Source organism: Aeromicrobium sp. 10G20-16, assembly GCF_055809665.1.
On record NZ_CM147919.1, the window covers coordinates 594,773 to 621,715 of the forward strand.

A 26,943-nucleotide genomic window follows, 5' to 3' on the forward strand; every position below is an offset into this window, starting at 1 on the left:
GTCTCGCAGGCTACTGCCGGTGGGGGTCGCAGCCGCCTAGGAGAACTCGGCGAGCCGGTCGAGGATCAGCTGCAGGGCGCGGTCGCCCTGGTCGGTGGCGAAGATGTTCTGCGCATGCGCCGATCCCGGCAGCAGCACGGCGCGGTTGTCGTCACCGTCGCTGAGGTCGGCCAACCGCGGCGACACGTTCGCCACCGCCTCGTCCTCGCTCGCGATGAACAGCTTGGGTTCGGTGCCGAGCCCCTCGACCACCGAGTTCGGCGACAGCAGGATCAGCTGGTCGGGCAGGTTCGGCTGATCGGCCGCGAGTCGAAGGATCGCGTCGGCTCCGGCAGATCCACCCACCAGTGCCACGTCCTCGACCCCGTCGGCTCGCAGACTGGCGACCGCGCGGCCGATCGAGGCTGGAGCGATGTCCTCGACGGCCACCACCGTGAACCCGGCATCGGCGATCGCCGTGGCCTGCTCGGCCCAGCTGGCCGCGTCGAAAGCCGCTCCGTGGGCGAGGACCACGCCACGGTCCCCGTCGCCCCAGCGCACCACCCCGCCGTCCGACACCTCGCCGGACCGGGCGTTCGATCCCGGCCCTCCGCCGCAGGCCGCGAGGGCGGCCATCACGGCGACGACGAGCAGCTGGCGCATGCGACCACGCTACGCACCCGTGGTCAGCCCGCCGGGTGAACGCGTCCGCGATCGTCGATCCGGTGGCCCTCGGCGCGCAGCAGCGGCGCTGCCGCCTCGCGGTGCTGGCGGTACAGGCGTCCATCCACCGGCAGCACCCGCCACCACGGCAGTCCCGGCACCCGTCGCAGCACGTTGGCGACGGCCTGTCCGGCGCCGGGATGTCCTGCCTCCAGGGCGACCTCCGCGTAGGTCAGCAGCTCGCCGGGTTGCAACCGGGCCACCACGTCGACGACGTGCTGCTGGAAGGCGGTCAGCCGCTCCGGGGGTTCGTCACGACCGCCGCCGGGAAGCGGGTGATCGTGCTCGATCACTCAGGACTCACCAGGAACTCCTTGGTCTTCGCGATCGCGAAGCCCCAGCCCTGCTCCAGCTTGGGCTTGCCCGGAATGGCGATCTCCTCCGGATTGGTCACCACGTCCAGGAGCACCGGACCGTCGTGCGCCAGCGCTGCCTCGACGGCACCGTCGACGTCGTGCGGGTCCGTCACCCGGATGCCGTGCATGCCGATCGCGTTCGCCATGGCGGCGAAGTCGGGGTTGTGCAGGACCGTTCCGAACTCGGGCAGCCCCACCTGCTCCATCTCCAGCTTCACCATGCCGAGCCGGCCGTTGTCGAAGACCACGATCTTGACGTTCAGGTCGTGGCTGACCGCGGTGATGAGGTCGCCCATCAGCATGGTCAGGCCACCGTCGCCGCTGAACGAGATGACCTGACGGTCGCGGTCGAGCGCCTGCGCACCCAGAGCCTGCGGCATGGCGTTGGCCATCGACCCCAGGTTGTACGAGCCGATCATCCGGCGGCCACCGCCCATGCGCACGAAGCGCGAGAGCCAGACGGTCGACATTCCCGTGTCGCTGGTGAAGATGGCGTCCGGCGCGGCGTGCCGGTCGATGGTGGCCGCCAGCAGCTCGGGCCGGATCAGCCGGTCGGGGTTGTCGATCTTGCGTCGCAGCTTCCCGCGGATCGTCGAGCCGTAGTCGGGGTCGGTCAGGTGCGACTGCAACGTCCGCCACGCCTCGTAGGCCGTGCGGGCCACCGTCAGGTGCTTGGTGTCGTCCTTGGTCTCCAGCAGCGGCAGCAGGGCATGCAGCGTGAGGGACGCATCGCCCACGAGGGCGTGCTGCACGGGCACCCGGCGGCCGATGTGGGCCCCCCGGCTGTCGATCTGCACCACGGTCTTCCCCGATGGCAGGAAGTTCCGGTACGGGAAGTCGGTGCCCACCATCACCAGCACGTCGCAGGCTGCGAACGCCTCCGCCGTGGCGGGATTGCCCAGCAGTCCGGACTGACCGATCTCGTGGTCGTGCTCGTCGAACAGCTCCTTGGCCTTCAACGTCACCACGATCGGCGCGGCGAGGGTCTCGGCGAGGCGTCCGACCTCGTCGACCGCGCCGGCAGCGCCGATGCCGCCGAGGACGGTCACCCTGCTGGCGTCGTTGAGCACGCTCGCCACCGCACGCACGTCCGCCGCCGCGGCTGCCGCCGGCGGGGATGCCGGGACGAACACCGGTGGCGTCGTGCCGCTCGGGAGGTCGAGTCCACCGATGTCACCGGGGATCGACAGCACGGCGACCCCGCGAGCGGAGATGGCCGCGTTCACGGCCTCCTCGAGCAGGTGCGGCATCTGGTCGACGTTGGTCATGGTGCGGGTCCACTCCGCGACGTCGGCGAACACCGCGTCGTTGTCGACCTCCTGGAAGAAGTCGCTGCCGATGTCCTCGGTGGGCACCTGCCCGACGATCGCGAGCACCGGTGCGTGCGACTTCTTGGCGTCGTAGAGACCGTTGAGCAGGTGCACGGCGCCCGGGCCGACCGTCCCCATGCAGACGGCCAGGTCTCCGGTCAGCTGGGCCTGGGCGCTCGCGGCGAAGGCTCCGGCCTCCTCGTGGCGCACGCCGACCCACTCCACCCGATCCTCGCGTCTGATCGCATCGGTCACCGGATTGAGGGCGTCACCCACGACTCCCCACACGCTTCGGACGCCATGCTCGGCGAGGGACTCAACGATCAGCTCGGCAACAGTGGTCATGTCGTCGAGCCTAGGTCGCACCGTCCAAGGCGCCAGTCGATCACCACGACACCAGCCCCCACTAGATTGCGCAGCATGCTGACGAGGTACCGCGCTGCGTTCTCGGCGCCGGGAGCCGCGCTCTTCTCCTCGACGGCAGCCCTGGCACGACTCCCGCTGTCGATGACGGGACTGGGCATCGTCCTGCTGGTCGCCGCCCGCACCGGGTCCTACGGTCGTGCCGGCACCGTCGCCGCGGTCTACGTGCTGGTCGCCTCGGTGAGCGGGCCGGTGCAGGGCCGGATCGCCGACCGGCTCGGCCAGGCACCCGTCCTGTGGATCGCCGGAGCGCTCCACGCCGTCGGCATCGTCTCGTTCCTGGCGGTGGTGGGTTCGGGATTCCCGCTCTCCCATCTGGCGGTCGCCGTGGCCGGGCTTGGCGCACCCCAGGCCGGCAACATGGTGCGCGCCCGATGGGCCCACGTCCTCGGCGACCGTGAGCGGCTGAACACCGCCTTCGCGATCGAGGCGGTCGTGGACGAGGCGGTGTTCGTCGTCGGCCCGGTGCTCGTGACCTTCCTGACCCTGCAGGTCGCCGAGCTCAGTGGCCTGCTGGTGGCCGGGGGCGTCTCGACCCTCGCGTCGTGGGCGCTGGCCCTGCAGACCGCCAGCGCGCCGCCGCTGCCGGAACGGACCGGACTGCCGGTCGTACCGATCAACCGGGGTCTGCTCGTTCCACTGACACTGGTGGCGGTCGGCCTCGGCGTGCTGTTCGGCGCCACCGAGGTCGTCGTGGTGGCCTTCACCGACGAGGCCGGGCGCCCGAACCTCGCCGGGGCCGTCCTCGCCGTGTGGGCGACCGGCAGCCTGCTGGCCGGCCTGGTCGTCGGGGCCATCCCCACCCGTGAACCCCTGCGCCGCATGCGCTGGGCATTGCTGGGGCTCACCGCGCTGTTCATCCCACTGAGCCTGCTCAACGGCGTCGCGCTGCTCACAGTCGGCATGCTCGCGGCCGGGCTGATGATCTCGCCGAGCGTCATCGCGATGACCCGGTTGGTCGAGATCGGCGTGCCCCCTCGACGCTTCACCGAGGCGCTCGGATGGACCACCACGGGGCTCGCCGCCGGCGTCGCCGGGGGTGCCGCCATCGTCGGACGGGTCGTCGATGCGCACGGGGCCTCTGTCGGGTTCCTCGTGCCGCTCGGCGCCGTGGCCGTCGCGACCCTTCTCGCCTGGACACGCGTGCCCATCACTGCGGCCGTCACCCCGTCGACCGACTACGGTGGGACACACGATGACTGACCAGACACTCGCCGAGCGCAGCATCGATCTCGTCCGTACCTGGATCGACCCGAAGCTGGCCCGAAAGCACCGCCCCACGGCGTCTGCGCGACGCCTCGCCGACCTGCTCAAGGATCCGGCCGGACTCGAATTCACCATCAGCTTCGTCGACCGGGTCGTCCGCCCGGAGGACACCGGCGTGGCGGCCCGCAACCTGCGCCAGCTCGCCTCCAACACTCCGGCGTTCCTGCCGTGGATCCAGCGCTTCCTGCTCAAGCTCGGCGCCCTCGTCTCGTTCGTCGCCCCGCGCCTCGTCGTCACGACCGCGCGCAGCACCCTGCGCCGCATGGTCGGCCACCTCGTCATCGACGCACGTCCCAAGCCGCTCGGCAAGGCCATCTCCAGGCTCCGCCGCGGCGGCGACCGCCTCAACCTGAACCTGCTCGGCGAGGCCGTGCTCGGCGACGCCGAGGCCGCCCGCCGCCGCGACGCCACGTTGCGCCTGCTCGAGCGTCCCGACGTCGACTACGTCTCGGTCAAGGTCTCCTCGGTCGCCAGCCAGCTGTCGATGTGGGCCTTCGACGAGTCCGTCGCCCGCGTCGTCGAGCAGCTGGTGCCGTTGTACGAGAAGGCCGCCGAGGACAACACCTTCATCAACCTCGACATGGAGGAGTACAAGGACCTCGACCTCACGATCGCGGTCTTCACCACCTGCCTCGAGCGCTTCCCCGACCTCGAGGCCGGCATCGTGCTGCAGGCCTACCTGCCGGACGCCCTCGGCGCCATGAAGCAGCTGCAGGCCTGGGCCGCCAAGCGCCGCGCGTCCGGCGGCGCGCCGGTGAAGGTGCGCGTCGTCAAGGGCGCCAACCTCGCGATGGAACGCGTCGACGCCACCCTCCACGGCTGGCCGCTCGCCACCTGGGGCAGCAAGGTCGAGACCGACGCCGGGTACAAGCGCGTCCTCGACTGGGCCCTCACCCCCGAGCACGTCGACGCCATCAGGATCGGCGTCGCCGGACAGAACCTGTTCGACATCGCGTACGCCTGGCTGCTCGCAGGCGATCGCGGTGTGCGCGAGTCGGTCACCTTCGAGGTGCTGCTCGGCATGGACTCCGGACCGATCGACGCGGTGCGCGACACCATCAGGGACGACTCCTCCACCGGCCTCCTCCTCTACACACCCGTCGTCGATCCGTCCGAGTTCGACGTCGCCATCGCCTACCTCGTCCGACGGCTCGAGGAGAACGCGTCGTCGGACAACTTCATGTCGGCGGCGTTCGAGATCGGCAGTCGGTCGGACCTGATGGACCGGGAGGTGGGCCGGTTCCTGGAGTCGATCGACCTGATGGAGAAGCGCGCCCCCGAGTCACACCGGGTGCAGGACCGCACGGCCGTCGTCGCCGAGGTCGTGCGCCACACCGAACCCACCTTCACCAACACCCCGGACACCGATCCGTCCATCGAGGTCAACCGCACCTGGGCCCGCCGCGCCCTGTCCCGGGTCGACTACACGCAGATCGGCACCGAGACCGTCCGCGAGGGCCTGATCCGCGGCCCGGCCAGCCTCGAGACCGTCATCCAGGACTCCCGCAGCGCCGCCCGCGCCTGGCAGGAGCGCGGCGCCGACGTGCGCGCCTGGATCCTGCACCAGGCGGGCCGTGCGCTGGAGATCCGCCGCGGCGACCTGATCACGATCATGGCCGCCGAGGCCGGCAAGACCGTGGCGGAGGGCGACGTCGAGGTCAGCGAGGCCATCGACTTCGCGCACTACTACGCCGAGTCCGGCCGCCGCCTCGAAGCGGTCGACGGTGCCGCCATGACCCCGGCCGAGCTCACCGTGGTCATCCCGCCGTGGAACTTCCCGGTCGCGATCCCCGCCGGCATGGTGCTGGCCGGGCTCGCCGCCGGCAGCGGCGTCATCATCAAGGCCGCCCCGCAGACCCGTCGCTGCGCCGCGGTGATGGTCGAGGCCCTGTGGCAGGCCGGGGTCCCCCGCGACCTCCTGCGCTACGCCACCCTCGACGAGGGTCCGCTCAGCAAGGCCATGGTTGCGCACTCCGACGTGGACCGTGTGCTGCTCACCGGCGGCTGGGACACCGCCGCGCTGTTCCGCTCCTGGAAGCCCGACCTCCCGCTGCTGGCCGAGACCAGCGGCAAGAACGCGTTGGTCATCACCCCCAGTGCCGATCTCGACCACGCGGTCTCCGACCTGGTCAAGAGCGCCTTCGGGCACGCCGGCCAGAAGTGCTCGGCCGCCAGCCTCGGCATCCTGGTCGGTTCCGTCGGCACGTCCGAACGCTTCCGGCGCCAGCTGGTCGACGCGGTGCGCTCGCTCGCAGTGGGCCATCCGATCGACCCCGAGGTGTCGATGGGACCGATCATCGAGCCGCCGAGCGGCAAGCTGCTGTCGGGCCTGACCACGCTCGACCCGGGCGAGTCGTGGCTCCTGGAGCCGCAGCAGATCGGCGACGACCCCCGCCTGTGGACCCCCGGCATCCGCGACGGCGTCCGCCCCGGCAGCGAGTTCCACCGCACCGAGTACTTCGGGCCGGTGCTCGGGCTGATGCACGCCGACTCGCTCGACCAGGCGCTGCAGTGGCAGAACGCCACCGACTACGGCCTCACGGCGGGCCTGCACTCGCTCGACCCCGACGAGGTCAACCAGTGGATCGACACCGTCGAGGCCGGCAACCTGTACGTCAACCGCGGCATCACCGGGGCGATCGTCCAGCGCCAGCCGTTCGGCGGCTGGAAGCGGTCTTCGGTCGGCACCAGCTGCAAGGCCGGCGGACCGAACTTCCTCATGCACCTGGGCACCTGGCACCCGCGTCCGCTGCGTCGCGGGGCCGATCGCAGCATCCTCAGTCCCGAGATCGTCGCGCTGCTCGACGCCGCCGAAACTCACCTGGGCCGAGAGGTCCACGCCGACCTCGTCGCGGCGGCCACCTCCGACGAGATCGCCTGGCGCCGTGAGTTCGGCATCTGCAAGGACGTCAGCGGTCTGGGCGTCGAGCGCAACGTGTTCCGCTACCGCCCGACCGAGGTGTCGATCCGCGCCGATCACGCCGACCTCGCCGACGTCGTTCGTGTGCTGCTGGCCGCCACCCGTTCGGGCGCCGCTGTCGAGATCAGCACGACGTCCGCGCTCCCCGCGGGACTGGTCCCGCCGTCGCTCGCCGCACCCGAGAAGGTCCTGGTCGAGTCCGGTGAGACCTGGCTGGCCCGCATCGCCCAGCAGCGGCCCGGTCGGATCCGTCTGATCGGGACCACGGCCAAGGCGGCGGCGCAGGCGGTCAACGGTGATCCGGACGTCGCCATCCACTCCGGCGCCGTGACCCTCGCAGGTCGACTCGAGCTGCTGCCGTTCCTGCTCGAGCAGTCCGTCACCATCACGACCCACCGGTTCGGCAACCACGACCCCTCGTTCGACCGGGTCCTGCCCCGCTAGCCGACACCGCGCCTACAACACGACTCGCCGAATCGGCGCGTCACCGAGAATCACGGCGTGTCGTGCCTACGATGGTCGACAGAAGGTCGCCCGTGACACCGATGGGTGACGTGGTTCCGGGAGGCAGGCAGATGCGCGAGCTCGGCTTCGACGGCGTGAGCGAGGACCAGCAGTCCATCCTCGTGCGCGATCCGGCGACCGGCGAGCAGTTCCGCGTGCCGCTCTCCGACGAGGCAGCCCAGCTCGTCGCCGGTGCCGTCAGCACCCCGCCATCCCCCGCCACCGGTTCGGAGCCAGCCATGGAGCCCACCACACCGCTCAGCCCGCGCGACATCCAGACCCGCATCCGCCGCGGTGAGTCGGCGCAGCAGGTCGCCGACGCGTCGGGCATGGCGCTGGCCCAGGTCGACAACTTCGCCGGACCGGTGCTCGCCGAGCGCGAGTACATGCACCAGCAGGCCCGCAAGACCTCGTTGCGTCGCAAGCACGTCACCGGAGCCGGCGTCTCGCTCGGCGCGCTGGTCGATGCCGCGATCATCGACACCGGAGGACAGCCGGAGTCGGCTGCGTGGGACGCCTGGCGTCGCGAGGACGGACGGTGGACCGTCCTGGTCACGCCGTCGGACTCCGAGCAGACCGCCAGCTTCATCTACGACACCCGCGGCCGCTACGTCGTCCCGGCCGACGAGGCCGCCCACGAGCTGGTGGGCGACGTGTCGCTCCCCGACACCCCGGACATGGCGATCGCCGACGCCGTTCGCTCTCCGGCGACCGTCCGGACGGCCGCCGAGATCTCCGCCGAGCAGGGCGCACTGGAGTACGGCGACGCCCAGGAGACCTTGGAGTACGTCGCCGAGCAGGACGTGCTCGACGACCTGCCGCCGGACATCGCAGCCGCCGAGGCTCTGCTGGAGGCTGCCGCCGAGGCCGGTGTGAGCAGCAGCGTGTCCTCCCTCAAGGCCGCCCGCGACCGGCGAGCCCAGGAGGCGCTGGCCCGCTCCGAGGCCCAGGCCGAGGCAGAGTCCGAGGCTCAGCACGACGTCGACCACCTGGAGGACTCGATCGAGTCCGACGTGGCCGTTCCCGACACCGCCGGCCCCCGCAAGAAGCGCGGCGAGCGTCGCCGCGTCCCCAGCTGGGACGAGATCATGTTCGGCGGAAAGGACGACTGACCGCCAGGTCATCTGAACGCCTCGAGCGAGCCCGCCACCTCACCACGCCTCGGTCGCTTCGCTCCCTCACGTTCCTCGCAGAGCTCGTCACTGGCGAGCAGGCTGTTCGCCAGGGAGCGCAGCGACCGTGAGGGCGAAGCCCGAGGCGAACCACACCTCCAGGGCTCCACCAAGCACTCGACCTCACCCCACAGCCCGTTCGCCAAGGAGGCCGCCCGCGGCCGACTGTGAGCGCAGCGAGGCGAACCACACCTCCAAGCTCAAGCGAGCACTCGACCTCACCACGCCTCGGTCGCTTCGCTCCCGGGCCCTAGCGAGCTCGCGAGCGTGAGGCGCGCCAGCGCCGAAGGGCACGTTCCTCGCAGAGCTCGTCACTGGCGAGCAGTCCGTTCGCCAGGGAGCGCAGCGACCGTGAGGGCGAAGCCCGAGGCGAACCACACCTCCAGGCTCGAGCAGGCCGTTCGCCGGGCGTCAGTCGAAGGGCAGGACGTCGGGCGAGAGGGCCGCGGCCTGGGCGCTGTGGGCGGTCATGCGGCGGCGGTGGTGGCGCCGGCACAGCACCTCGTAGCCGACGGTCGGCTGCGGACGACCGGCGTCCTCGACGTCGCCGACCACGATGACCTCGCCCTCGGTGACCATCACCCCGTCCTCGGTGCGCGCGTTGTGGGTGGCACGCTCGCCGCACCAGCACAGGGCCTCGACCTGCAGGGTGTGCACGCGGTCGGCGAGCTCGGTCAGCCGTGACGACCCCGGGAACAGGCGGGTGCGGAAGTCGGTCAGGATGCCGAACGCGAAGACGTCGATGTCGAGCTCGTCGACGACCTTCGCCAGCTGGTCGATCTGGTCGGCGGTGTAGAACTGGGCCTCGTCGCAGACGAAGTAGTCGATGCGGCCGCCCTGCGTCAGCTCGTCGACGGTGTACTGCCAGAAGTGGAACCGGTCGTCGACCTCGATGGCCGCCACCTCCAGGCCGAGCCGGCTGGACAACCGGGCCTCCCCCGCACGATCGTGCGACGTGAAGACGCGCCCGACCCTGCCTCGCGCTCGGTGGTTGTGGTCCATCTGCAGCGCCAGGGTGCTCTTGCCGCAGTCCATCGTGCCGGAGTAGAAGTTCAGGTCAGCCATGTCGATCAGCCCGCAATCGCCACGGGGATGCGCAGCTCCGCCTCCGTGATCGACCCGTGGAAGCCGGTCATCTTCATCTCGATCGCGAACTGCTCCGACGAGAAGACGGCGAAGTCGTCGAGTGCTGCCACCAGCACGTCACCGACTCGACCACGAACCTCGGGCCGCAGGGGTCCGAACCACTCGTCGGACTCCTCGCGCGTGCGGACCTCGACCAGCGACCCGAACCGGGCCCGCCAGCGCTCGGCGACCTCGTCGGCTGCCCCGGCGCGGGTGTAGAGGTGTCGGAACCGCGCCTCACCGGCGAGCAGGGTGACGTCGTCGAGCAGGTCCGGCTCGGTGTCGACGTCGAATCGTCCGTCGGCCGGCAGGTCGATCATCCCGTGATCTGCGGTCACCACGAGCACACAGTCCTCGGGAAGCTCACGGCGCAGCTCGGCCAGCTCGTCGTCGATGCGGGTGAGCATCTCGCGCCACTGGGGCGAGGAGCAGCCCTTGGCGTGGCCGGTGAAGTCCAGGCGCGACTCGTAGGCGTAGGTCATGGACCGCGCGGCCGACTCGGTGACGTCGAGCACCACGTCGAGCCGCTCGTGGGTGGACTCGACCCCGTGGAAGGGAACGCCGCGCTGGCTGCACAGCGTCAGGCCGGTGTTGGCGAACTTCGCCTGGTTGACCGAGCTGGCGGCGACGCCAGCGTCGAGCATGTGTTGCAGGACGGTGGGAATCGGCTGCCAGACCTCCGGGTCGATCGGCTGGTCCCACTTCAGGGAGTTCAATCGCGCCCCGGTCTCGGGCACCCGGCAGGTGTAGCCGACGACACCGTGCTGGCCCGGCCGCGCTCCGGTTCCGAGCGACGTGAGACTGGTCGCCGTGGTGGAGGGAACCCCGCAGACCACGTCGTCGATCTGCGTCGCGCCGGACAGGAACGGAGCCAGCTCGGCGTGATCGAGCAACAGGTCGAGCCCGAGGCCGTCGACCAGGCACACCACGTAGCGCGGCGCCTCGGGCAGGCCCATCGTGTTCTCGAAGCCCTCGACGCCCAGCGCGGACGCGACGGACGGCAGGAGGGTGTCGATCGTGGCGCGACCGGCAATTCCTTGGCGCGGTGGCAGCGCCGTCACAGGCGCCCGGCCGATGCTCCGTCGCTGGTGGCGGCCGAGAGGGTGCGGGCGAACGCCAGCAGCCGTTCGACCGCCGCTCCCCCGTCGGCGGTGGCGCTGATGCGCAGCGAGAAGTCGTCGCCGGAGACCGAGCCGGTGTACCCGTGGTCGGCCTCGCAGTCCGGATCGGAGCACTGCGCCGGCTCCAGCTCGACGCGCGACACCGCGCCCCAGCTGACGGTCAGCACGGCCTCCTCCAGGCGCGAAGGGGACGCGGACACCATGCGGGTGACGACGACCGAGCGCACCGACGAGATGGCGACGGCCTCGGAGGTGGTGGAGGTGTACGGCTTCGGCAGCAGGTCGTCGCCCGGGTGCTCGTCGGTGTGCACGAGCACCACGCGCGACGGAGTGAGCACCATGACGGTCATGTGGCGGCGGATCTCGTCGCGGTCGAAGGTGGGTTCGTGGTGCAGGACGAAGCCGCGCACGGCCTCACCGGCCAGGGCGTCGGACAGGCCCTGGGCCACGATCTCCGGGTAGTAGCCGCTGTGGGAGATCTCCGCGAACACCTCGTCGCGCTGGTCCGAACTCATGACGGCAGCGTATCGCCCAACGAGGCCGGACGGCTCAGCCGCCGCACGTACCACTCGCCGCGGCGGTCGGTGGACGGGACGACCTTGGCGCGTGCGCTCAGCGCCGTGAGTCCGCCGGGGTGCACCGACACCGGCTCGAGGTCGAGCTCGACGATCTCGGGGAGGTCGTCCTTCATGGCTGCGAGCCGCACGATGACGTCCTGCACGGCTGCGACGTCGACCGGGTCGGAGCCCCGGTAGCCGAACAGCAGCGGCGCGGACTTCAGGTTGGCCACCATGTCGGCCGCGTCGGAGTCGGTCAGCGGCGGGATGCCGTAGGCACGGTCGCCCAGCAGGTCGCTGGGAGCACCCGCGAGGCCGAAGGAGACCAGCGGACCGAACAACGGGTCCTCCATCACGCCGAACGAGACCTGCACGCCGTCGGGGGCCGCCGGCTGCACGAAGAACTTGGTGTCCTTGCGCATGCCGGTCCAGCTGGTGAGCGTGTCCCACGCACGCCCCATGTCCTGGGGGCTCTTGATGTCGCGCCACACGTGCGCGAGGTCGGGCCGTTGGCGCAGGTGCTCGCTGCCGGCCTTGAGCACCACGTCCCAGCCGAGCCGCTCGCCGGCAGCGATGGCTTCGTCGCGGTCGTGCACGTTGATCCAGGTGAGCAGGTCGATGCCGTAGCAGGCGAGCAGGTCGTGCACCTGGTCGGTGGACAGGACGGCGCCCCGTGGCGCCTCGGCCAGGGCCGCCACCACCAGTGCTCGTGCGTCTCCGCTGCGGTGCTCGGTGCCGTGGTGGAAGTCGCCGTGGTCGCGGGCCCGCCACTGCGCGTAGGTGACCACCCGGGCCAGGGCGCGCACGGCCGACTCCGGCGCCGAGTACGAGGGCACCGAGCCGCGGCCCGCGGACCCTCCCGCCACGTCGGGCACGCGCAGCATGACCGGCACGCCCTCGCTGCCCAGGAAGGTCGACACGATCGGCTTGTCGGACTGCTCGCCGATCGCTGCGAGCACGTTGGCGACCTCTTCACCGCTGGTGTTGATCGGCGGGATGTAGATGGCCACCAATGAGTCGGTGTCGTCGTCGGCGAGGGACGCCTCGATGGCCAGCTCGAAGTCGTCGGCGTTCGCGTCGGCGCCGAGCGCGACGCGCTCGTTGACCACGAGCCCCGTGGAGGTGGCGGCGTCCGCGACGATCAGCGAGACCGCGTCGGAGTTGCCCACGATGGAGACCCGATTGCCGCGCGGCAGTGGCTGGTGGGCCAGCAGCTGGGCGACGTCGAACATCTCGTCGAGCGTGTTGACCTGGATGACACCGGCCTGGCTGAACATCGCGTCGACGGCAGCCTGGGGCGCCGAGCTGCGCGTGACCGTGTGCCCCATGGGGACGCCCTGGGTGGATCCGCCGGACTTGACGGCCACGATGGGCTTGGTGCGCGACACCCGGCGGGCGATGCGGGAGAACTTGCGCGGGTTGCCGATCGACTCCAGGTACAGCAGCACGACCTCGGTCGAGTCGTCCTCCTGCCAGAACTGCAGCAGGTCGTTGCCCGACACGTCGGCGCGGTTGCCGGCCGACACGAACGTCGACAGGCCCAGGCCGCGGCGCGAGACGGTCTCGAGGATCGCGGTGCCGAGGGCTCCGGACTGGCAGAAGAACCCGACGCGGCCCTGCGGCGGCATGCCCGGCGACAGCGACGCATTGAGCTGCAGGTCGGGGTCGGTGTTGATGATGCCCAGGCAGTTGGGGCCGATCAGGCGCAGCCCGTAGCTGCGGCTCAGCCCGAGCAGCGTGCGCTGGCGCTTGCGCCCCTCCTCGCCCGCCTCGGCGAAGCCGGCCGAGATGACCACCAGGCCGTGCACGCCCTTGGCGGCGCAGTCGAGGACGACGTCGTTGACCGACTCGGCCGGCACCGCGACGATCGCGAGGTCGACATCGCCCGGGATGTCCTGCACGGTCCGGTAGGCGGTGAGCCCCGAGACCGCCTCGGCCGCGGAGTTCACGGCGTAGACCGTGCCGGAGAAGTCGCCCAGCACCAGGTTGCGGACCATGGCCTGACCGATGGAGTCCTGGCGACGGCTCGCGCCCACGACGGCGATCGTGCGGGCCGAGAAGATGCGCTCGATGGAGGCCGCCTCGGCGCGCTGCTCGCGGGCCCGCATGACGCCGATCGCGGTGTCGGTGGGGTCGAGGTCGAAGGTGAGCCGCTGCACGCCGTCGTCGAGGGTGCCGTCGACGGTGTAGCCCATCTCGCGGAAGATCTGCTGCATCCGACGGTTGGCCGGCAGGACCTCGGCGACGAAGCTGCTGATCCCGCGCTCGCGACCTGCCTGGGCGAGGTGCTCGAGCAGCAGCTGCCCGACACCGCGGCCCTGGTGGGCGTCCTCGACGAGGAACGCGACCTCGGCCTCGGATCCGCCGGTGGCGTCGTAGCGGCCGACGCCGATGATCTCGCCGTGCAGCGTGACCACGAACGCCACCCGCCGGTCGTGGTCGACCGTCGTGAACCGGGCCACGTCCTTGGCCGACAGGGTCGGATAGGGAGCGAAGAACCGGAAGTACTTCGACTCGTCGGACACGCGCGAGTAGAACTCGACGAAGTGGGGCGCGTCGTCGGGCCGGACGGGCCTGAGCTGGGCGACCCGACCGTCCTTGAGCAGGACGTCGGCCTCCCATCGCTGCACGTCAGCGGGCTCGTCGGTCACCCCCACAACCTATCGCGGCAACCCATCCCCGCGGCGTGGCGACACCGACCGTGAGGTCGTGCCCCGGACAATGGAGGAATGGCACGTACCACCCAGCCGCCCACGGACGACTTCGACGAGCACATCATCGACACCAACATCGCGGTCGAGATGCGCACCAGCTTCCTCGAGTACGGCTACTCGGTCATCTACTCGCGCGCTCTGCCCGACGCCCGCGACGGCCTGAAACCAGTGCAACGGCGGTTGCTCTACACGATGGACGACATGGGGCTGCGCCACGACCGCGGCCACGTCAAGAGCGCGCGTCCCGTCGGTGAGGTCATGGGCCGCTTCCACCCGCACGGCGACAGCTCGATCTACGAGGCGCTCGTGCGGCTCGCCCAGCCGTGGTCGCTGCGCCTGCCCCTGGCCGACGGCCACGGCAACTTCGGCTCGCAGGACGACCCGCCCGCCGCCATGCGCTACACCGAGATCCGCATGGACGAGGCCGCCGAGGCGATGACGGCCTCGATCGACGAGGACACCGTCGACTTCAAGGCCAACTACGACGGCCGTGAGACCGAGCCGACCGTCCTGCCGGCCGCCATCCCCAACCTGCTGGTCAACGGCACCACCGGCATCGCGGTCGGCATGGCCACCAACATCCCGCCGCACAACCTCATCGAGGTCGTGCAGGCCCTGCGCCACCTGCTGGCCCACCCCGACGCCGACCTCGACGACCTGATGCGTTTCGTCCCGGGCCCTGACCTGCCCACCGGCGGCAAGATCGTCGGCCTCGACGGCATCCGCGAGGGCTATGCCACCGGCAACGGGCCGTTCCGGATGCGCGCCACCGCACGCATCGAGAACGTCACGCCCCGCCGCAAGGGCATCACGGTCACCGAGCTGCCCTACAACGTCGGCCCCGAGAAGATCATCGAGGCGATCAAGAAGCTCGTCGAGGCCAAGAAGCTGCAGGGCATCAGCGACGTCAAGAACCTCACCGATCGTCACAAGGGCCTGCACCTGGTCATCGAGATCAAGAACGGCTTCGTGCCCGAGGCGATCCTCGAGCAGCTGTACAAGGCCACCCCGTTGGAGACGTCGTTCGGCATCAACGCCGTCGCGCTCGTCGACGGCCAGCCCCGCACGCTGGGGCTCAAGGACCTGTTGGAGGTGTTCCTCGCCCACCGCATCGACGTCGTGCGCCGACGCTCGGTGTTCCGTCGCGCCAAGGCGGCCGACCGGCTGCACCTGCTGGAGGGTCTGCTGCTCGCGCTGGTCGACATCGACGAGGTCATCGCCGTCATCCGCTCGTCCGACAACCGTGCCGAGGCCAAGGAGCGGCTCAGCGCCGTGTTCGACCTCACCGAGCCGCAGGCCGAGTACATCCTGCAGCTGACGCTGGGTCGCCTGACCCGCACCGATCGCGTCGAGATCGAGAAGGAGATCGAGCAGCTGCGCGCCACGCTGGAGCGCCTCGACGAGATCCTCGCCGACGAGACCGTGCTCCGCGGCGTGGTGGGCGACGAGCTGACCGAGATCGCGCAGAAGTTCGGCACCCCGCGGCGCACCGTGCTGCTGGAGTCGGCCGGGCAGACCGTCACGGCCGCCACCGCCGTCGAGGTCGCCGACGACCCGTGCTGGGCGCTGCTGTCCGCCACGGGTCTGCTCGCCCGCACCAGCGACGACTCGCCGCTGGGCGAGGTCGGTGGCCGGGTCAAGCACGACACGATCGTGTCGGCCGTGCGCACCACGGCCCGCGGCGAGGTCGGCCTGGTCACCTCCGCGGGCACGGTGCGGCGCCTGCAGGTGCTGGATCTGCCGGGGCTGCCCGGCACGGCGCAGTCGCCCAACCTGCAGGGCGGTGTGCCGCTCAGCGAGATCCTCGACCTCGGGCGCGAGCGGGCACTGGGCCTGATGTCCCTGGCCGACGACGGCCCCGGCATCGCGCTCGGCACCCGGCAGGGGGTGGTCAAGCGGGTCAAGCCCGACCACCTGCGCGGCGACGAGTGGGACATCATCTCCCTGGCCGACGGCGACGAGGTGGTCGGCATGGCGGCGTTGCAGTCCGGCACCGAGCAGCTGGCGTTCATCACCTCGGACGCCCAGCTGCTGCACTTCTCCGCCGAGGGCGTGCGCCCGCAGGGCCGAGGCGGCGGCGGTGTCGCCGGGATCAAGCTCGGCCCCGACGCCCACGTGGTGGCCTTCGGCGCGGTCAGCGACGTCGACACCGCTTCGATCGTCACCATCGCCGGATCCGGCGATGCCCTGCCCGGCACCCAGACCGGCGCGGTCAAGGTCAGCCCGCTCGCCATCTACCCGGCCAAGGGACGCGCCACCGGCGGCGTGCGGTGCCAACGCCTGCTCAAGGGCGACAGCGGCCTGATCCTGGCCTGGGTCGGCGACGGGTCTCCGATGGCCTGCGCCACCAGCGGTTCCCCGGTCGACCTGCCGGCCCCGGACGACCGTCGCGACGGGTCGGGAGTTCCGGCCGCGCAGCCCATCCTGGCCGTTTCCGGGCCGCCTGCTGGACCGCCCACCGGGACCACCGACGTGCAAGACTGATTCCGTGCGTCCCTCCCCGCGTCACCTGCTGCCACTCGTCCTGGTCGTCGTCTCGCTCCTCGCTGCCGCGTGCACCGGTGGCTCGAGTGGAGGGGCCGACCAGTCGGCCCTCGCCGCGCGCCTCACGACCGCCCAGAAGGCGATCACCGACGCCGCCGGCCTCGACATCTCGTTGAAGACCACCGAGCTGCCGTCGGGCGTCACGGGTCTGCTGTCGGCGTCGGGTCGCGGCTACCAGGGCGCCACCGTCGCCGACGCCGCCTTCACCGGCGACGTCGTGGTGGTCACCGGGGGCAGCAGCCTCAAGGCCGAGGTGGTCGCCACCGGCGGCAAGGTCTACGCGAAGACCGCTCTGACCGGCAACACCTTCCTGGCCATCGACCCAGCCACGCTCAAGGCACCCGACCCGGCCTCGTTGCTCGGCGCCAAGGGTGACGGCCTGCCGATCATCCTGGCCAAGACCGACGACCTCGCCGAGAAGGGCAAGTCCCGCGACGGCAAGGCCGTGCTCACCACCATCGCCGGCACGATCCCCGGCGACGTGATCAAGGCGTTCCTGCCCACCGCCGACGCTGCCGGTGACTTCAAGGTCGAGTACCGGCTCACCGACGACGACCAGCTGACCGACGCCACCATCACCGGCCCGTTCTACCCCGGCGGCGCCGACGTCACCTACACCGTCGTGCTGACCCCGACCGACGACGACTCCCCCATCACCCAGCCCTAGCCGCACGACGAGACACCGTGCAGCTCCACCGTCCCGCTGGCGAGGTCGTCACGCCTGCTGCTCGGGCTCGCCGCCGTCGCGATCGCGTTCGCCGCCGCCGACACCTACGTGGTCGTGCTGGCGCTGCCGGACATGATGAGCGCAGCCGGTCTGGGCGTGGACGAGCTGCAGCGGGCGGCGCCCATCGTGTCCGGGTTCCTGCTCGGCTACGTCGGCATCCTGCCGCTGATCGGGCGCATCTCGGACCTGCGGGGCCGGGTTCCGGTGCTCCTGGGCTCACTCGTGGTGTTCGCCGTCGGATCGTTGATCACCGCGGCCGCCTACGACCTCGACACGGTGGTGATCGGCCGGCTGATCCAGGGCATCGGTGGCGGCGGACTGATCCCTCCCACGCTGGCCCTCGTCGCGGACCTGTGGCCACCGCAGAAGCGCGGTCTGCCCCTCGGCATCGTCGGGGCCGTCCAGGAGCTCGGCAGCGTCCTCGGTCCCCTCTACGGAGCCGTCGTGCTCGCGTTCGGCACCTGGCGCGACATCTTCTGGCTGAACTGCGCCGTCGGCCTGGTGCTGGCCGCCGCGATGCTCCGCCCGCGCGCCGTCGAGACACCGCCGGCACCCGGGCAGCCCCGGTTCGACTGGGTGGGCGCCCTGCTGGGCTCGATGGCGCTGCTGGGCCTGTCCCTGGTGATGCTGTCACCCCGACGTCTGGTCGAGGGGGTCAACACCGGCCTGGCCTTCATCCCCGTCAGCGGCGACTCACGGTGGCTGACGCCGATCGCGCTCACCACCTTCGCCGTGATCGTCCTGTTCGTGCTCTGGGAGGCGTTCGCGCCCCGTCCACTGCTGGGGTGGCGCGGATGGGGCGAGATCGCCCGCGAGACCGACCTGCTCGGTGCGGCATTCCTCACCGTGGCGCTCGGCGCCGTCATCATCACCTTCGCGTCGGCCGAGCCGGAGAAGGCGGCCATCTCACCGTCAGCCCCCTACCTGCTGCCGCTCGCGGCCGTGGCGCTCGCCGGCTTCGCGTGGCGCCAGCGGATCGCCCGCGTTCCCCTGATCCCTCGCGGCGCGCTGGCGGCCCGCCCGGCCTGGGGTGCATTGGTCGTCTCGTTCTTCCTGGGCGCCTCCCTGATCGCGGCCCTCGTCGACATCCCGTTCTTCGCACGGCTCACCGTCTACCGCGACTCCCAGCTCGACGCGGCCCTGGTGCTGGTGCGCTTCCTGATCGCCCTGCCGATCGGCGCGGTCATCGGCGGCTACCTGCTGCGACGCGTGCCCGCCGGCCCGCTGACCGCGGCAGCCATGGTGATGAGCGCGATCTCCTTCTGGCACATGTCCACCTGGGACGCCACCTCGCTGAGCAGTGGCTGGGAGACGATCTCGCTGATCGCCGCCGGCCTCGGGTTCGGCCTGGCCATCGCGCCGGTCAACGCGGTGCTGCTGGAGCACACGGCCGACGCCGTCCACGGAGTGGCGTCCGCCCTGCTCATCGTCGCGCGCATGGTCGGCATGTTGCTGGGCATCTCGGCCCTGACGACGATCGGCCTGCGGGCGTTCTACGCCGCGTCGGCCGACATCCCACCCGCCCAGGAGCTGTGCAACGGTCAGGCCGCCCTGTGCCAGGCGTACCGAGACGCCGTGCGCGACGCCGGCATCACCCAGCTGCACGCGGTGTTCCTCGGCGCTGCGGTCTGCGCCGTCGTGGCCGCCGTGCTCGCGCTGGTGCTGCTGCGGTCGAGGCAACCTGTGCAGCAGCGCCGGACCGGCCTCGATACCCTGATCCCGTGAGCGACTTCGACGATCTCCTGGACGCCAACCGCACCTTTGCCGATGACTTCGACCTCGCCGGGTTCGACGGCGTCGCCAAGGCCGGCGTGGCCATGGTCACCTGCATGGACTCGCGCATCGACCCGCTGCGCATGATCGGGCTGCAGCCCGGCGACGCCAAGATCCTGCGCAACCCGGGTGGCCGGGCCACCGACCAGGTGCTGGTCGCGCTGGTGCTCGGCGCCACCTTGCTGCAGGTCAAGCGGGTCATGGTGGTCGAGCACACCCGCTGCGCCATGGCCTCGCAGCCCGAGAACGTGCTGCACGAGCGGATCGGCGAGTTCACCGGCTCCGACGCCACGTGGATGACCCTCGGTGCCATCACCGACCAGGAGAACACCATCCGCGCCGACGTGCACCGGATCACCAGCCACCCGCTGATCGGCTCCGACATCGCCGTCGGCGGCTTCCTGTACGACGTCGACACCGGCCTGCTGTCACAGGTCGTCTGACCGCGCCCCCACCCGCTGGCGTCTGGCAGGCTGGGGCCATGACCTCGAACCTGCAGGGAAAGACCGTCCTCGTCACCGGCGCCAGCGACGGCATCGGCGCCGAGGTGGCCCGCCACACCGCGGCGCAGGGGGCCCGCGTGCTCGTCACCGGTCGATCCTCCGACAAGCTGCGTGGCGTCGCCGAACCGATCGGTGCCGAGTCGTTCGTGGCCGACTTCGCGGATCTGGCCGACGTGCGTCGCCTCGGGGCCGACGTCGCTGCGGCCACCGACCGGATCGACGTGCTGGTCAACAACGCCGGCGGCACCTTCGCTCCGGACCGGGTGACCGCGGACGGCCACGAGCCGAACTTCCAGGTCAACCACCTGGCCCCGTTCCTGCTCACGCACCTGCTGCGCGAGCGGCTGGTCGCCGCCGACGGCGCGCTCGTCCTCAACACGTCCAGCATCGGCAACCTGGTCGGGTCGGTGGACCTGGACGACCTGGACTGGCAGCGCCGTCGCGCCCTCGAGCTGCGCTGCTACGGCACCGGCAAGCTGATGAACATCCTGTTCACCCGCGCTCTCGGCCGACGGTGGGGCTCTGACGGCGTCGTGTCGACGGCCGTGCACCCCGGACCGGTCGGCAGCTCGTTCGGCCGTGACTCGTTCCTGGTGGGACTCGCGTACCGCACACCGCTCAAGCGGTTCGCCACGATCAGCGTGGCCGACGGCGCCGCACCGCTGATCGCCCTGGTCGAGCGCGGCCCGGACCCGCAGATCGACGGCGTGTACTTCAGCCGCTTCACGCCCAACGGCAAGGAGAACAAGCAGGCCCACGACGACCGCCTGATCGACGGCCTGTGGGAGCGCTCGGCCGACCTGGTCGGCGTTCCCGCCTGACCCATCACGGTTGCCGGCCGCGAGGCACCAGCAGCCTGGCCACCCACCCGGTCGCCAGCCGCGAGGCACCAGCAGCCTGGCCACCCACCCGGTCGCCAGCCGCGAGGCACCAGGAGCCTGGCCACCAACCCGGTCGCCAGCCGCGAGGCACGAGCGGCCTGGCCACCCACCCGGTCGCCAGCCGCAAGGCACGAGCGGCCCGGCCACCCACCCGGTCGCCAGCCGCAAGGCACGAGCGGCCCGGCCACCCACCCGGTCGCCAGCCGCGAGGCACGAGCGGCCTGGCCACCCACCCGGTCGCCAGCCGCGAGGCACCAGGAGCCTGGCCACCCACCCGGTCGCCAGCCGCGAGGCACGAGCGGCGTGAGCGAAGCGAGGCGACTCACCACGACGGCTCGCCCCACCCCTTCGCCTCACCACGCCTCGCAGGCGGGCGGCTTCGCCGCGGCCCACTCACGCTGCGCTGGCGGACGCCTGAGCTCGGGCGCAGAGCGCCCGAGTCAGGCGTCGATCTGGTCGACGTCGATGTCGTAGGCGCCCTGGACGATGAACTCCTTGCGCGGCGGCACCTCGTTGCCCATGAGCAGCTCGAACACCTCGTCGGCCTCGGCGGCGTCGTCGACCGTGAGGCGGCGCAGCGTGCGGTACCGCGGGTCCATGGTGGTCTCGGCCAGCTGGTCGGCGTCCATCTCGCCCAGGCCCTTGTAGCGCTGCACCGGGTCCTTCCAGCGCACGTTCTTGCGCTTGAGCTCGGCGAGCTTGCGCTGCAGCTCGGCGTCGGAGTACGTGTACACGTACGGGTCCTGCCCCTTCTTGGGGTTGGACAGCTCGATGCGGTGCAACGGCGGCACCGCGGTGAACACCCGTCCGGACGCCAGCAGCGGCTGCATGTAGCGGTAGAACAACGTGGCCAGCAGGCACCGGATGTGCGCACCGTCGGAGTCGGCGTCGGCCATGAAGATGATGCGCCCGTACCGCGAGGCCTCGAGGTCGAACGTGCGGCCCGAGCCAGCGCCCACGACCTGGATGATCGACGAGCACTCGGCGTTCTTGAGCATGTCGGCGATCGAGGCCTTCTGCACGTTCAGGATCTTGCCGCGGATGGGCAGCAGTGCCTGGAACTCGGAGTTGCGGGCCGCCTTGGCGGTGCCGAGCGCGGAGTCGCCCTCCACGATGAACAGCTCGGACTTCTCGACGTCGTTGCTGCGGCAGTCGGCGAGCTTGGCCGGCAGGGCGCTGGACTCCAGCGCGTTCTTGCGCCGCTGGGTGTCGCGCTGCTGGCGGGCGGCCAACCGCGTGCGGGAGGCGTCGACGACCTTCTGCATGACCGAGCGGGCCTTGGCCTTGTGGGCGACCTTGTTCGAGCTCAGGAAGGCCGTGAGCTCACGGGTGACGATCTGGTTGACGATCTTGGTGACCGCCGGGGTGCCGAGGACCTCCTTGGTCTGGCCCTCGAACTGCGGCTCGGCCAGTCGCACCGTGACCACCGCGGTCAGCCCTTCGAGCACGTCGTCCTTGATGACGTCGGGGTCGCCGCTCTTGAGCAGCCGGGTGGTGCGCAGCACCTCGTTGAAGCTCTTGGTCACCGCGCGCTCGAAGCCGTTGACGTGCGTGCCGCCCTTGGGGGTGGCGATGATGTTGACGAACGAGGCCACCGTGGGGTCGTAGCCGGTGCCCCAGCGCACCGCGATGTCGACGCCCAGCATGCGCTCGACGTCCTGCGGGGTCATCTGACCCTTGGCGTCGAGCATCGGCACCGTCTCGGTGAAGGTGTCCTCGCCCTGCAGCCGCATGACGTCGGTGACCGGCTCGTCGGCCGCCAGGAACTCGCAGAACTCGGTGATGCCGCCGTCGTAGCGGAACTTCTCCTCGTGCAGCTCGGGCCCGCGCTCGTCGCGGATGACCAGCTCGAGGCCCGGCACCAGGAAGGCCGTCTGTCGCGTGCGAGCCACCAGCTCGTCGTACGCGAAGGCGGCGTTCTTGATGAAGATCTGCGGGTCGGCCCAGTAGCGGACCCGGGTGCCGGTGCGGGCCTTGGCGACCTTGCCGATCTTGCGCAGGGTGTTGTCGGGGGTGAACGGTGCGTCCGGGGTGTCGCCGTCGAAGACACCGGGCTCTCCGCGCCGGAACGACATGGCCCACGTGGCACCACCCTTGTCGACCTCGACGTCCATGCGCGAGGACAGGGCGTTGACCACCGACGCGCCCACGCCGTGCAGACCGCCGGTGGCGTTGTAGGACCCACCGCCGAACTTCCCGCCTGCGTGCAGCTTGGTGTACACCACCTCGACACCGGTGAGACCGGTCTTCTTCTCACGGTCGACCGGGACGCCGCGCCCCTCGTCACGCACCTCGACCGACCCGTCGGCGTGCAGCATGACGTCGATGTGCGAGCCGTGGCCGGACAGGGCCTCGTCGACGGAGTTGTCGATGATCTCCCACAGGCAGTGCATGAGGCCCCGGGTGTCGGTGGAGCCGACGTACATGCCCGGGCGCTTGCGCACCGCCTCGAGGCCCTCGAGCACGAGCAGGTTGCGCGCGTCGTAGGTGGTGGTGTCGATGGTCGTGTCCCTTCGGTTCGTCTTCCCCCACGATAATCGCGGCCCGCTCGCGTGATCGGCCAGACACGCGCCACGTGCGCGCGCCTCCACCGATTTGTCGCCACCCGGGAGTATTCATGGTGTACGTCACTAAGGCAGGCGCGGAATACCGATCCGTGATGTGATGTTGAACCCGGCAGACCCCCCAACCAGTTCTGGACGGACAGGAAGCAGGCCCACCGTGACGACCTTGACAGCCACTGCCTCCCTCGGAGCCCTCGATCGTTGTGATCGCTGCGGCGCCCAGGCCTACGTGCGGGTCACCCTCGGCGGCGGAGGTGAGCTGCTGTTCTGCGCTCACCACGCCCGCAAGCACGAGGACAAGCTCCGCGAGATGGCCGCCGACATCCACGACGAGTCCGACAAGCTCACCGAGCCCCCTGCGGTGACGATCGACTGAGTCGCCACCGCACCGACAACAGGGCCCCGCCGAACTATCGGCGGGGCCCTGTTGCTGTGCTCAGGTGTTGATGTGCTCAGGTGCTGGCTGGCTCAGTACGAGTAGCGGTGGATCTCCTGCGAGGCCAGGATCGCCTTCCAGTGCTGCAGGTACTCGTCGTAGACGGCGCCGTCGGTGGTCTCGGTGGTGACCTCGTCGCTGGCGATCAGGTTGGAGCCGGTGAGAGCGGCCGAGCCGGCCTGGACCAGCCGGGTGCGCACGGCACCGCTGCCGTTGGTGGTGCCGCCCCAGTCCGTCCAGGTGTCACCGTTGGCGGCGACCTCCTCGGGGTTGAGCGGGTTCCGCTTCAGCAGCGCGTCGACCAAGATGGTCTTGTCGTGCGGCTTGGCCCAGTAGGCGTCGATGCGGGTGTTGGCGGTCTTGAACACGTCGAGGATCGGACGGCAGACGCGCAGGTACTGCTGGCAGTGCGCGATGCGGTTGACCAAGAGGTCGTCCTCGAACGAGACGATCGAGACCTTGCAGCCCTGGTTCGCGAGGTCGGCCAGCTTGTACGCGACCGCGATGCGCCGGTACTTGAACCGGTTCTGCTGCAACCTGATGCGGCACTGGCCGTCGGGCACCACCCGGTTCAGCAGGTTCAGGACCGGGTCGCGGCCGTTGCTGGGGGTGGCGTAGATCGGCGTCGGGTAGATGGTGACGTTGGCCAGCTGGGAGTAGAACATGCCGTAGCGGGCCGGTCCGTACTTGTAGCCGTCGAGGTTGGCCTGCGCCTGCGTGATGCCCCACGAGGTGGAGTTCTTGCGGAAGTAGCCGATGGTGTCGTTGCCGACGCTGCGCTCGTAGTACATGTGCACGAACAGCTTGGTCATCTGGGTGTACAGCTTGCGATCGTTGTAGATCGTCAGGCCGTTGTTGAACGTGCGCTCGCCGCTGGGGCCACCGAGGTTGGCCGAACCGGTCCACACCGCGCCGAGCGCGGGCTTGCCGTCGCGCGTGAAGGTGCTGTTGACCACGAGCATCTTGGTGTGCATGATCGCGCCGCTGACCGTGGACAGGCAGGCCAGGCTCTTGCCCTTGGCGCAGATCTTGAACGCAGCGGTGTGCTTGCCCTTGTACGTGGCCGCGTTCAGGGCCTTCTGCAGGGCACGCGACTCCTTGGACTGCGACGCCTTGCCGTGGATGAAGCGGACCTGCACGCCGTACTTGGCGGCCTTGATCAGCTCTCGACCGACGCGGTGGGAGTTCTCCATGCGCGAGACGGTGATGAAGATCTTGCCCTTGAGGCGCTCGCTCTCGGGGCGCAGCTTGTTGGTGGTGGGGTCCCAGTACGAGCCCTTGATCAGCCGCTCCAGGTCGTCGAGCTGGCTGAAGTCGCTGTTGGCGTACGAGGAGATCGACTTGTACGGACGCGCGAAGTTCGCCTCCAGCGTGACCGGGTAGTCGTCGCCGTAGGGGCTGCCGTGCGGAGCCGCGCCGGTGATGGGCGCCGGACCGGCGGGCGCCTCGGACGTGCTGGTGCTGGATGTCCCTGGATCCGGCGCGTCGGTCGGCGGGGTGGCGTCCGGCTCGGTGGTGGGGGTCGGCTCCGTGGCGTCCGGGGTGGGTGACGTGGCTGCCTGGTCCGTCGACGGCGTCACGGGGCCCGGGGTCTCGGCCGAGGAGGCCTGAGCGGTGAATCCGGCGAGCAGCGCGGTCGAGACGACCACGACGGCCAGGACACGCGCTGTCGAACGAAGGCGGTGAGTGTGCACAGATCTACTTCCCCGAAGCGAACAGCGGTCGCGACAGTCTACCTGAAATCGGCGTCGCGTCACCCTGCGTTCGCTGCCGTCTCAGTCGAGATAGTCGCGCAGGACCTGCGAGCGTGACGGATGCCGCAGCTTGCTCATGGTCTTGGACTCGATCTGGCGGATCCGCTCACGGGTGACGCCGTAGACCTTGCCGATCTCGTCGAGCGTCTTGGGCTGGCCGTCGGTCAGTCCGAAACGCATCGACACGACGCCGGACTCACGCTCGCTGAGGGTGTCGAGCACGGCGTGCAGCTGCTCCTGCAGCAACGTGAACGAGACCGCGTCGGCCGGGACGATGGCCTCGGAGTCCTCGATCAGGTCGCCGAACTCCGAGTCGCCGTCCTCACCCAGGGGGGTGTGCAGGCTGATCGGCTCGCGACCGTACTTCTGGACCTCGACGACCTTCTCGGGCGTCATGTCCAGCTCGATGGCGAGCTCGTCGGGAGTGGGCTCGCGGCCCAGGTCCTGCAGCATCTGACGCTGCACGCGGGCGAGCTTGTTGATGACCTCGACCATGTGCACCGGGATGCGGATGGTGCGCGCCTGGTCGGCCATGGCGCGGGTGATGGCCTGACGGATCCACCACGTGGCGTACGTGGAGAACTTGAAGCCCTTGGTGTAGTCGAACTTCTCCACCGCGCGGATGAGGCCGAGGTTGCCCTCCTGGATCAGGTCCAGGAACAGCATGCCGCGACCGGTGTAGCGCTTGGCCAGCGAGACGACGAGGCGCAGGTTGGCCTCGAGCAGGTGGTTCTTGGCGCGGCGACCGTCGACGATGATCCACTCGAGCTCCTCGAGCGCCTTGGCGCCGATGCGTCCGCCCTTGGCCAGCTTCTCCTCCGAGAACAGGCCGGCCTCGATGCGCTTGGCGAGCTCGACCTCCTCGGCAGCGGTGAGCAGCGAGACCTTGCCGATCTGCTTGAGGTAGTCCTTGACCGGGTCCGCGGTGGCGCCGGCCACCATGACCTGCTGCACCGGCTCGTCGGACTCGTCGGCCGCCGAGATGGTGAACGAGGACGACGCCTTCTCGTCCTCCTTCAGCGTGGGGTCGGTCTTGAGATCCTTCTCGAACTCGTCATCGGGGATGTCCGGCAGGACCTTGTTGCCCTTGGCGTCGACGATGACGGCGCCCTCGACGACACCGGGCGTCTTGAGCGCCTTGTCCAGCTCGATGCCGGCCGGCATGGTCGACTCCTCGGCGGCGACGCTCTTCTTCGCAGCCGGCGCCTTCTTGGCGGCGCTCTTGGCCGGAGCCTTCTTGGCGGGCGCCTTCTTGGCGGCGCTCTTGGCTGGGGCCTTCTTCGCCTCAGTCGTGGCGGGTGCCTTCTTGGCGGCAGACTTCTTGGCAGTGGATGGAGGAGTCTTCGACACAGTCTCTTCTGATTTCGCGGAGGCGGGCTTGCTGGTGGACGTCTTGCGAGGTGACGGTGCTGCTGGCTTGCCTGTTGCAGCCTGAGAGGAATCTGTGGAGCTGTCCGACTCCCCGTCGATGAGCGACGCAGCGTCCCGGATCAGCTTCGATCCCCTCTGCACCAGCTTGGCCGCGGGATTCCTTGGCACGAAATACCTCGCTCATCGGTAGGAGGGCGCAACAAACAGACCTGTGGTCAAC

The 26,943-nt window shown here is 70.3% G+C and carries 19 protein-coding genes; 9 read left to right on the forward strand and 10 right to left on the reverse strand.

Annotated elements, in window-relative coordinates; genetic code table 11:
• Positions 1-36: 36 nt before the first annotated feature.
• The 3 genes from AC0L5F_RS03000 to AC0L5F_RS03010 are packed head-to-tail and all read right to left on the reverse strand — an operon-like array spanning position 37 to position 2,713.
• Positions 37-642: an alpha/beta fold hydrolase gene (locus tag AC0L5F_RS03000; RefSeq protein ID WP_473315133.1), complete on the reverse strand. Its 606-nt coding sequence runs from the start codon at positions 640-642 to the stop codon at positions 37-39.
• A gap of 23 nt (positions 643-665) precedes the next feature.
• Positions 666-995, reverse strand: a complete 330-nt coding sequence (locus AC0L5F_RS03005; RefSeq protein WP_473315134.1) for an MGMT family protein — start codon at positions 993-995, stop codon at positions 666-668.
• Complete coding sequence (locus AC0L5F_RS03010) at positions 992-2,713, reverse strand: thiamine pyrophosphate-dependent enzyme (protein ID WP_473315135.1); 1,722 nt, start codon at positions 2,711-2,713, stop codon at positions 992-994. Before AC0L5F_RS03010 ends, AC0L5F_RS03005 begins: the two co-directional genes overlap by 4 nt.
• 75 nt (positions 2,714-2,788) lie before the next feature.
• Here AC0L5F_RS03010 and AC0L5F_RS03015 point away from each other — a divergent pair, with 75 nt between their 5' ends.
• The 3 genes from AC0L5F_RS03015 to sepH all read left to right on the forward strand — a co-directional run bounded on the left by AC0L5F_RS03015 (position 2,789) and on the right by sepH (position 8,593).
• Complete coding sequence (locus AC0L5F_RS03015) at positions 2,789-3,994, forward strand: MFS transporter (RefSeq protein WP_473315136.1); 1,206 nt, start codon at positions 2,789-2,791, stop codon at positions 3,992-3,994.
• Entirely contained in the window at positions 3,987-7,421 is a 3,435-nt protein-coding gene (locus tag AC0L5F_RS03020; protein WP_473315137.1) for a bifunctional proline dehydrogenase/L-glutamate gamma-semialdehyde dehydrogenase, read from the forward strand. The genes AC0L5F_RS03015 and AC0L5F_RS03020 overlap by 8 nt, the downstream gene beginning before the upstream one ends.
• 101 nt (positions 7,422-7,522) lie before the next feature.
• Positions 7,523-8,593: a septation protein SepH gene (gene sepH, locus AC0L5F_RS03025; protein WP_473316132.1), complete on the forward strand. Its 1,071-nt coding sequence runs from the start codon at positions 7,523-7,525 to the stop codon at positions 8,591-8,593.
• Positions 8,594-9,064: 471 nt separating this feature from the next.
• On the opposite strand, the gene AC0L5F_RS03030 is transcribed toward sepH, so the two are convergent.
• From AC0L5F_RS03030 to AC0L5F_RS03045, 4 genes are read right to left on the reverse strand one after another with little or no spacing between them, the layout of a single operon-like run.
• Positions 9,065-9,718: a thymidine kinase gene (locus AC0L5F_RS03030; protein ID WP_473315138.1), complete on the reverse strand. Its 654-nt coding sequence runs from the start codon at positions 9,716-9,718 to the stop codon at positions 9,065-9,067.
• Between the two features lie 5 nt (positions 9,719-9,723).
• Positions 9,724-10,839 (reverse strand): alkaline phosphatase family protein, encoded by a 1,116-nt coding sequence (locus AC0L5F_RS03035; RefSeq protein WP_473315139.1) that lies wholly within the window; start codon positions 10,837-10,839, stop codon positions 9,724-9,726.
• Complete coding sequence (locus tag AC0L5F_RS03040) at positions 10,836-11,414, reverse strand: DUF5998 family protein (protein WP_473315140.1); 579 nt, start codon at positions 11,412-11,414, stop codon at positions 10,836-10,838. The genes AC0L5F_RS03035 and AC0L5F_RS03040 overlap by 4 nt, the downstream gene beginning before the upstream one ends.
• Positions 11,411-14,107 carry a bifunctional acetate--CoA ligase family protein/GNAT family N-acetyltransferase gene (locus AC0L5F_RS03045; protein WP_473315141.1) on the reverse strand — a complete coding sequence of 899 codons (2,697 nt, stop codon included), beginning with the start codon at positions 14,105-14,107 and terminating at the stop codon, positions 11,411-11,413. The genes AC0L5F_RS03040 and AC0L5F_RS03045 overlap by 4 nt, the downstream gene beginning before the upstream one ends.
• 78 nt (positions 14,108-14,185) lie before the next feature.
• Here AC0L5F_RS03045 and AC0L5F_RS03050 point away from each other — a divergent pair, with 78 nt between their 5' ends.
• From AC0L5F_RS03050 to AC0L5F_RS03070, 5 genes are all read left to right on the forward strand, one after another.
• A complete protein-coding gene (locus AC0L5F_RS03050; RefSeq protein WP_473315142.1) occupies positions 14,186-16,654 on the forward strand; it encodes a DNA gyrase/topoisomerase IV subunit A in 2,469 nt (822 codons plus the stop codon).
• Positions 16,655-16,658: 4 nt separating this feature from the next.
• The gene (locus AC0L5F_RS03055) at positions 16,659-17,381 is read left to right on the forward strand and encodes an LppX_LprAFG lipoprotein (protein WP_473315143.1); all 723 of its coding nucleotides are present in this window, start codon (positions 16,659-16,661) and stop codon (positions 17,379-17,381) included.
• A gap of 108 nt (positions 17,382-17,489) precedes the next feature.
• A complete protein-coding gene (locus AC0L5F_RS03060; RefSeq protein ID WP_473315144.1) occupies positions 17,490-19,166 on the forward strand; it encodes an MFS transporter in 1,677 nt (558 codons plus the stop codon).
• Entirely contained in the window at positions 19,163-19,657 is a 495-nt protein-coding gene (locus AC0L5F_RS03065; RefSeq protein ID WP_473315145.1) for a beta-class carbonic anhydrase, read from the forward strand. The genes AC0L5F_RS03060 and AC0L5F_RS03065 overlap by 4 nt, the downstream gene beginning before the upstream one ends.
• Before the next feature lie 38 nt (positions 19,658-19,695).
• Entirely contained in the window at positions 19,696-20,538 is an 843-nt protein-coding gene (locus tag AC0L5F_RS03070) for an SDR family NAD(P)-dependent oxidoreductase (protein ID WP_473315147.1), read from the forward strand.
• 500 nt (positions 20,539-21,038) lie between these two features.
• On the opposite strand, the gene AC0L5F_RS03075 is transcribed toward AC0L5F_RS03070, so the two are convergent.
• On the reverse strand, positions 21,039-23,162 hold the full coding sequence (locus AC0L5F_RS03075; protein ID WP_473316133.1) for a DNA gyrase/topoisomerase IV subunit B: 2,124 nt from the start codon (positions 23,160-23,162) through the stop codon (positions 21,039-21,041).
• Between the two features lie 100 nt (positions 23,163-23,262).
• Here AC0L5F_RS03075 and AC0L5F_RS03080 point away from each other — a divergent pair, with 100 nt between their 5' ends.
• A complete protein-coding gene (locus tag AC0L5F_RS03080; RefSeq protein WP_473315148.1) occupies positions 23,263-23,538 on the forward strand; it encodes a DUF7455 domain-containing protein in 276 nt (91 codons plus the stop codon).
• 92 nt (positions 23,539-23,630) lie between these two features.
• On the opposite strand, the gene AC0L5F_RS03085 is transcribed toward AC0L5F_RS03080, so the two are convergent.
• Positions 23,631-25,247 (reverse strand): phospholipase D-like domain-containing protein, encoded by a 1,617-nt coding sequence (locus tag AC0L5F_RS03085; RefSeq protein ID WP_473315149.1) that lies wholly within the window; start codon positions 25,245-25,247, stop codon positions 23,631-23,633.
• A 126-nt stretch (positions 25,248-25,373) separates the two neighbouring features.
• Positions 25,374-26,822 carry an RNA polymerase sigma factor gene (locus AC0L5F_RS03090; RefSeq protein WP_473316134.1) on the reverse strand — a complete coding sequence of 483 codons (1,449 nt, stop codon included), beginning with the start codon at positions 26,820-26,822 and terminating at the stop codon, positions 25,374-25,376.
• Positions 26,823-26,943 lie beyond the last annotated feature (121 nt).

Coding starts and splice junctions, on each gene's coding strand:
- sepH (WP_473316132.1), top strand. CDS start 7,523: ATGGGTGACGTGGTTCCGGGAGGCAGGCAGATGCGCGAGCTCGGCTTC.
- AC0L5F_RS03010 (WP_473315135.1), bottom strand. CDS start 2,713: ATGACCACTGTTGCCGAGCTGATCGTTGAGTCCCTCGCCGAGCATGGC.
- AC0L5F_RS03020 (WP_473315137.1), top strand. CDS start 3,987: ATGACTGACCAGACACTCGCCGAGCGCAGCATCGATCTCGTCCGTACC.
- AC0L5F_RS03080 (WP_473315148.1), top strand. CDS start 23,263: ATGTTGAACCCGGCAGACCCCCCAACCAGTTCTGGACGGACAGGAAGC.
- AC0L5F_RS03015 (WP_473315136.1), top strand. CDS start 2,789: ATGCTGACGAGGTACCGCGCTGCGTTCTCGGCGCCGGGAGCCGCGCTC.
- AC0L5F_RS03070 (WP_473315147.1), top strand. CDS start 19,696: ATGACCTCGAACCTGCAGGGAAAGACCGTCCTCGTCACCGGCGCCAGC.
- AC0L5F_RS03000 (WP_473315133.1), bottom strand. CDS start 642: ATGCGCCAGCTGCTCGTCGTCGCCGTGATGGCCGCCCTCGCGGCCTGC.
- AC0L5F_RS03050 (WP_473315142.1), top strand. CDS start 14,186: ATGGCACGTACCACCCAGCCGCCCACGGACGACTTCGACGAGCACATC.
- AC0L5F_RS03030 (WP_473315138.1), bottom strand. CDS start 9,718: ATGGCTGACCTGAACTTCTACTCCGGCACGATGGACTGCGGCAAGAGC.
- AC0L5F_RS03040 (WP_473315140.1), bottom strand. CDS start 11,414: ATGAGTTCGGACCAGCGCGACGAGGTGTTCGCGGAGATCTCCCACAGC.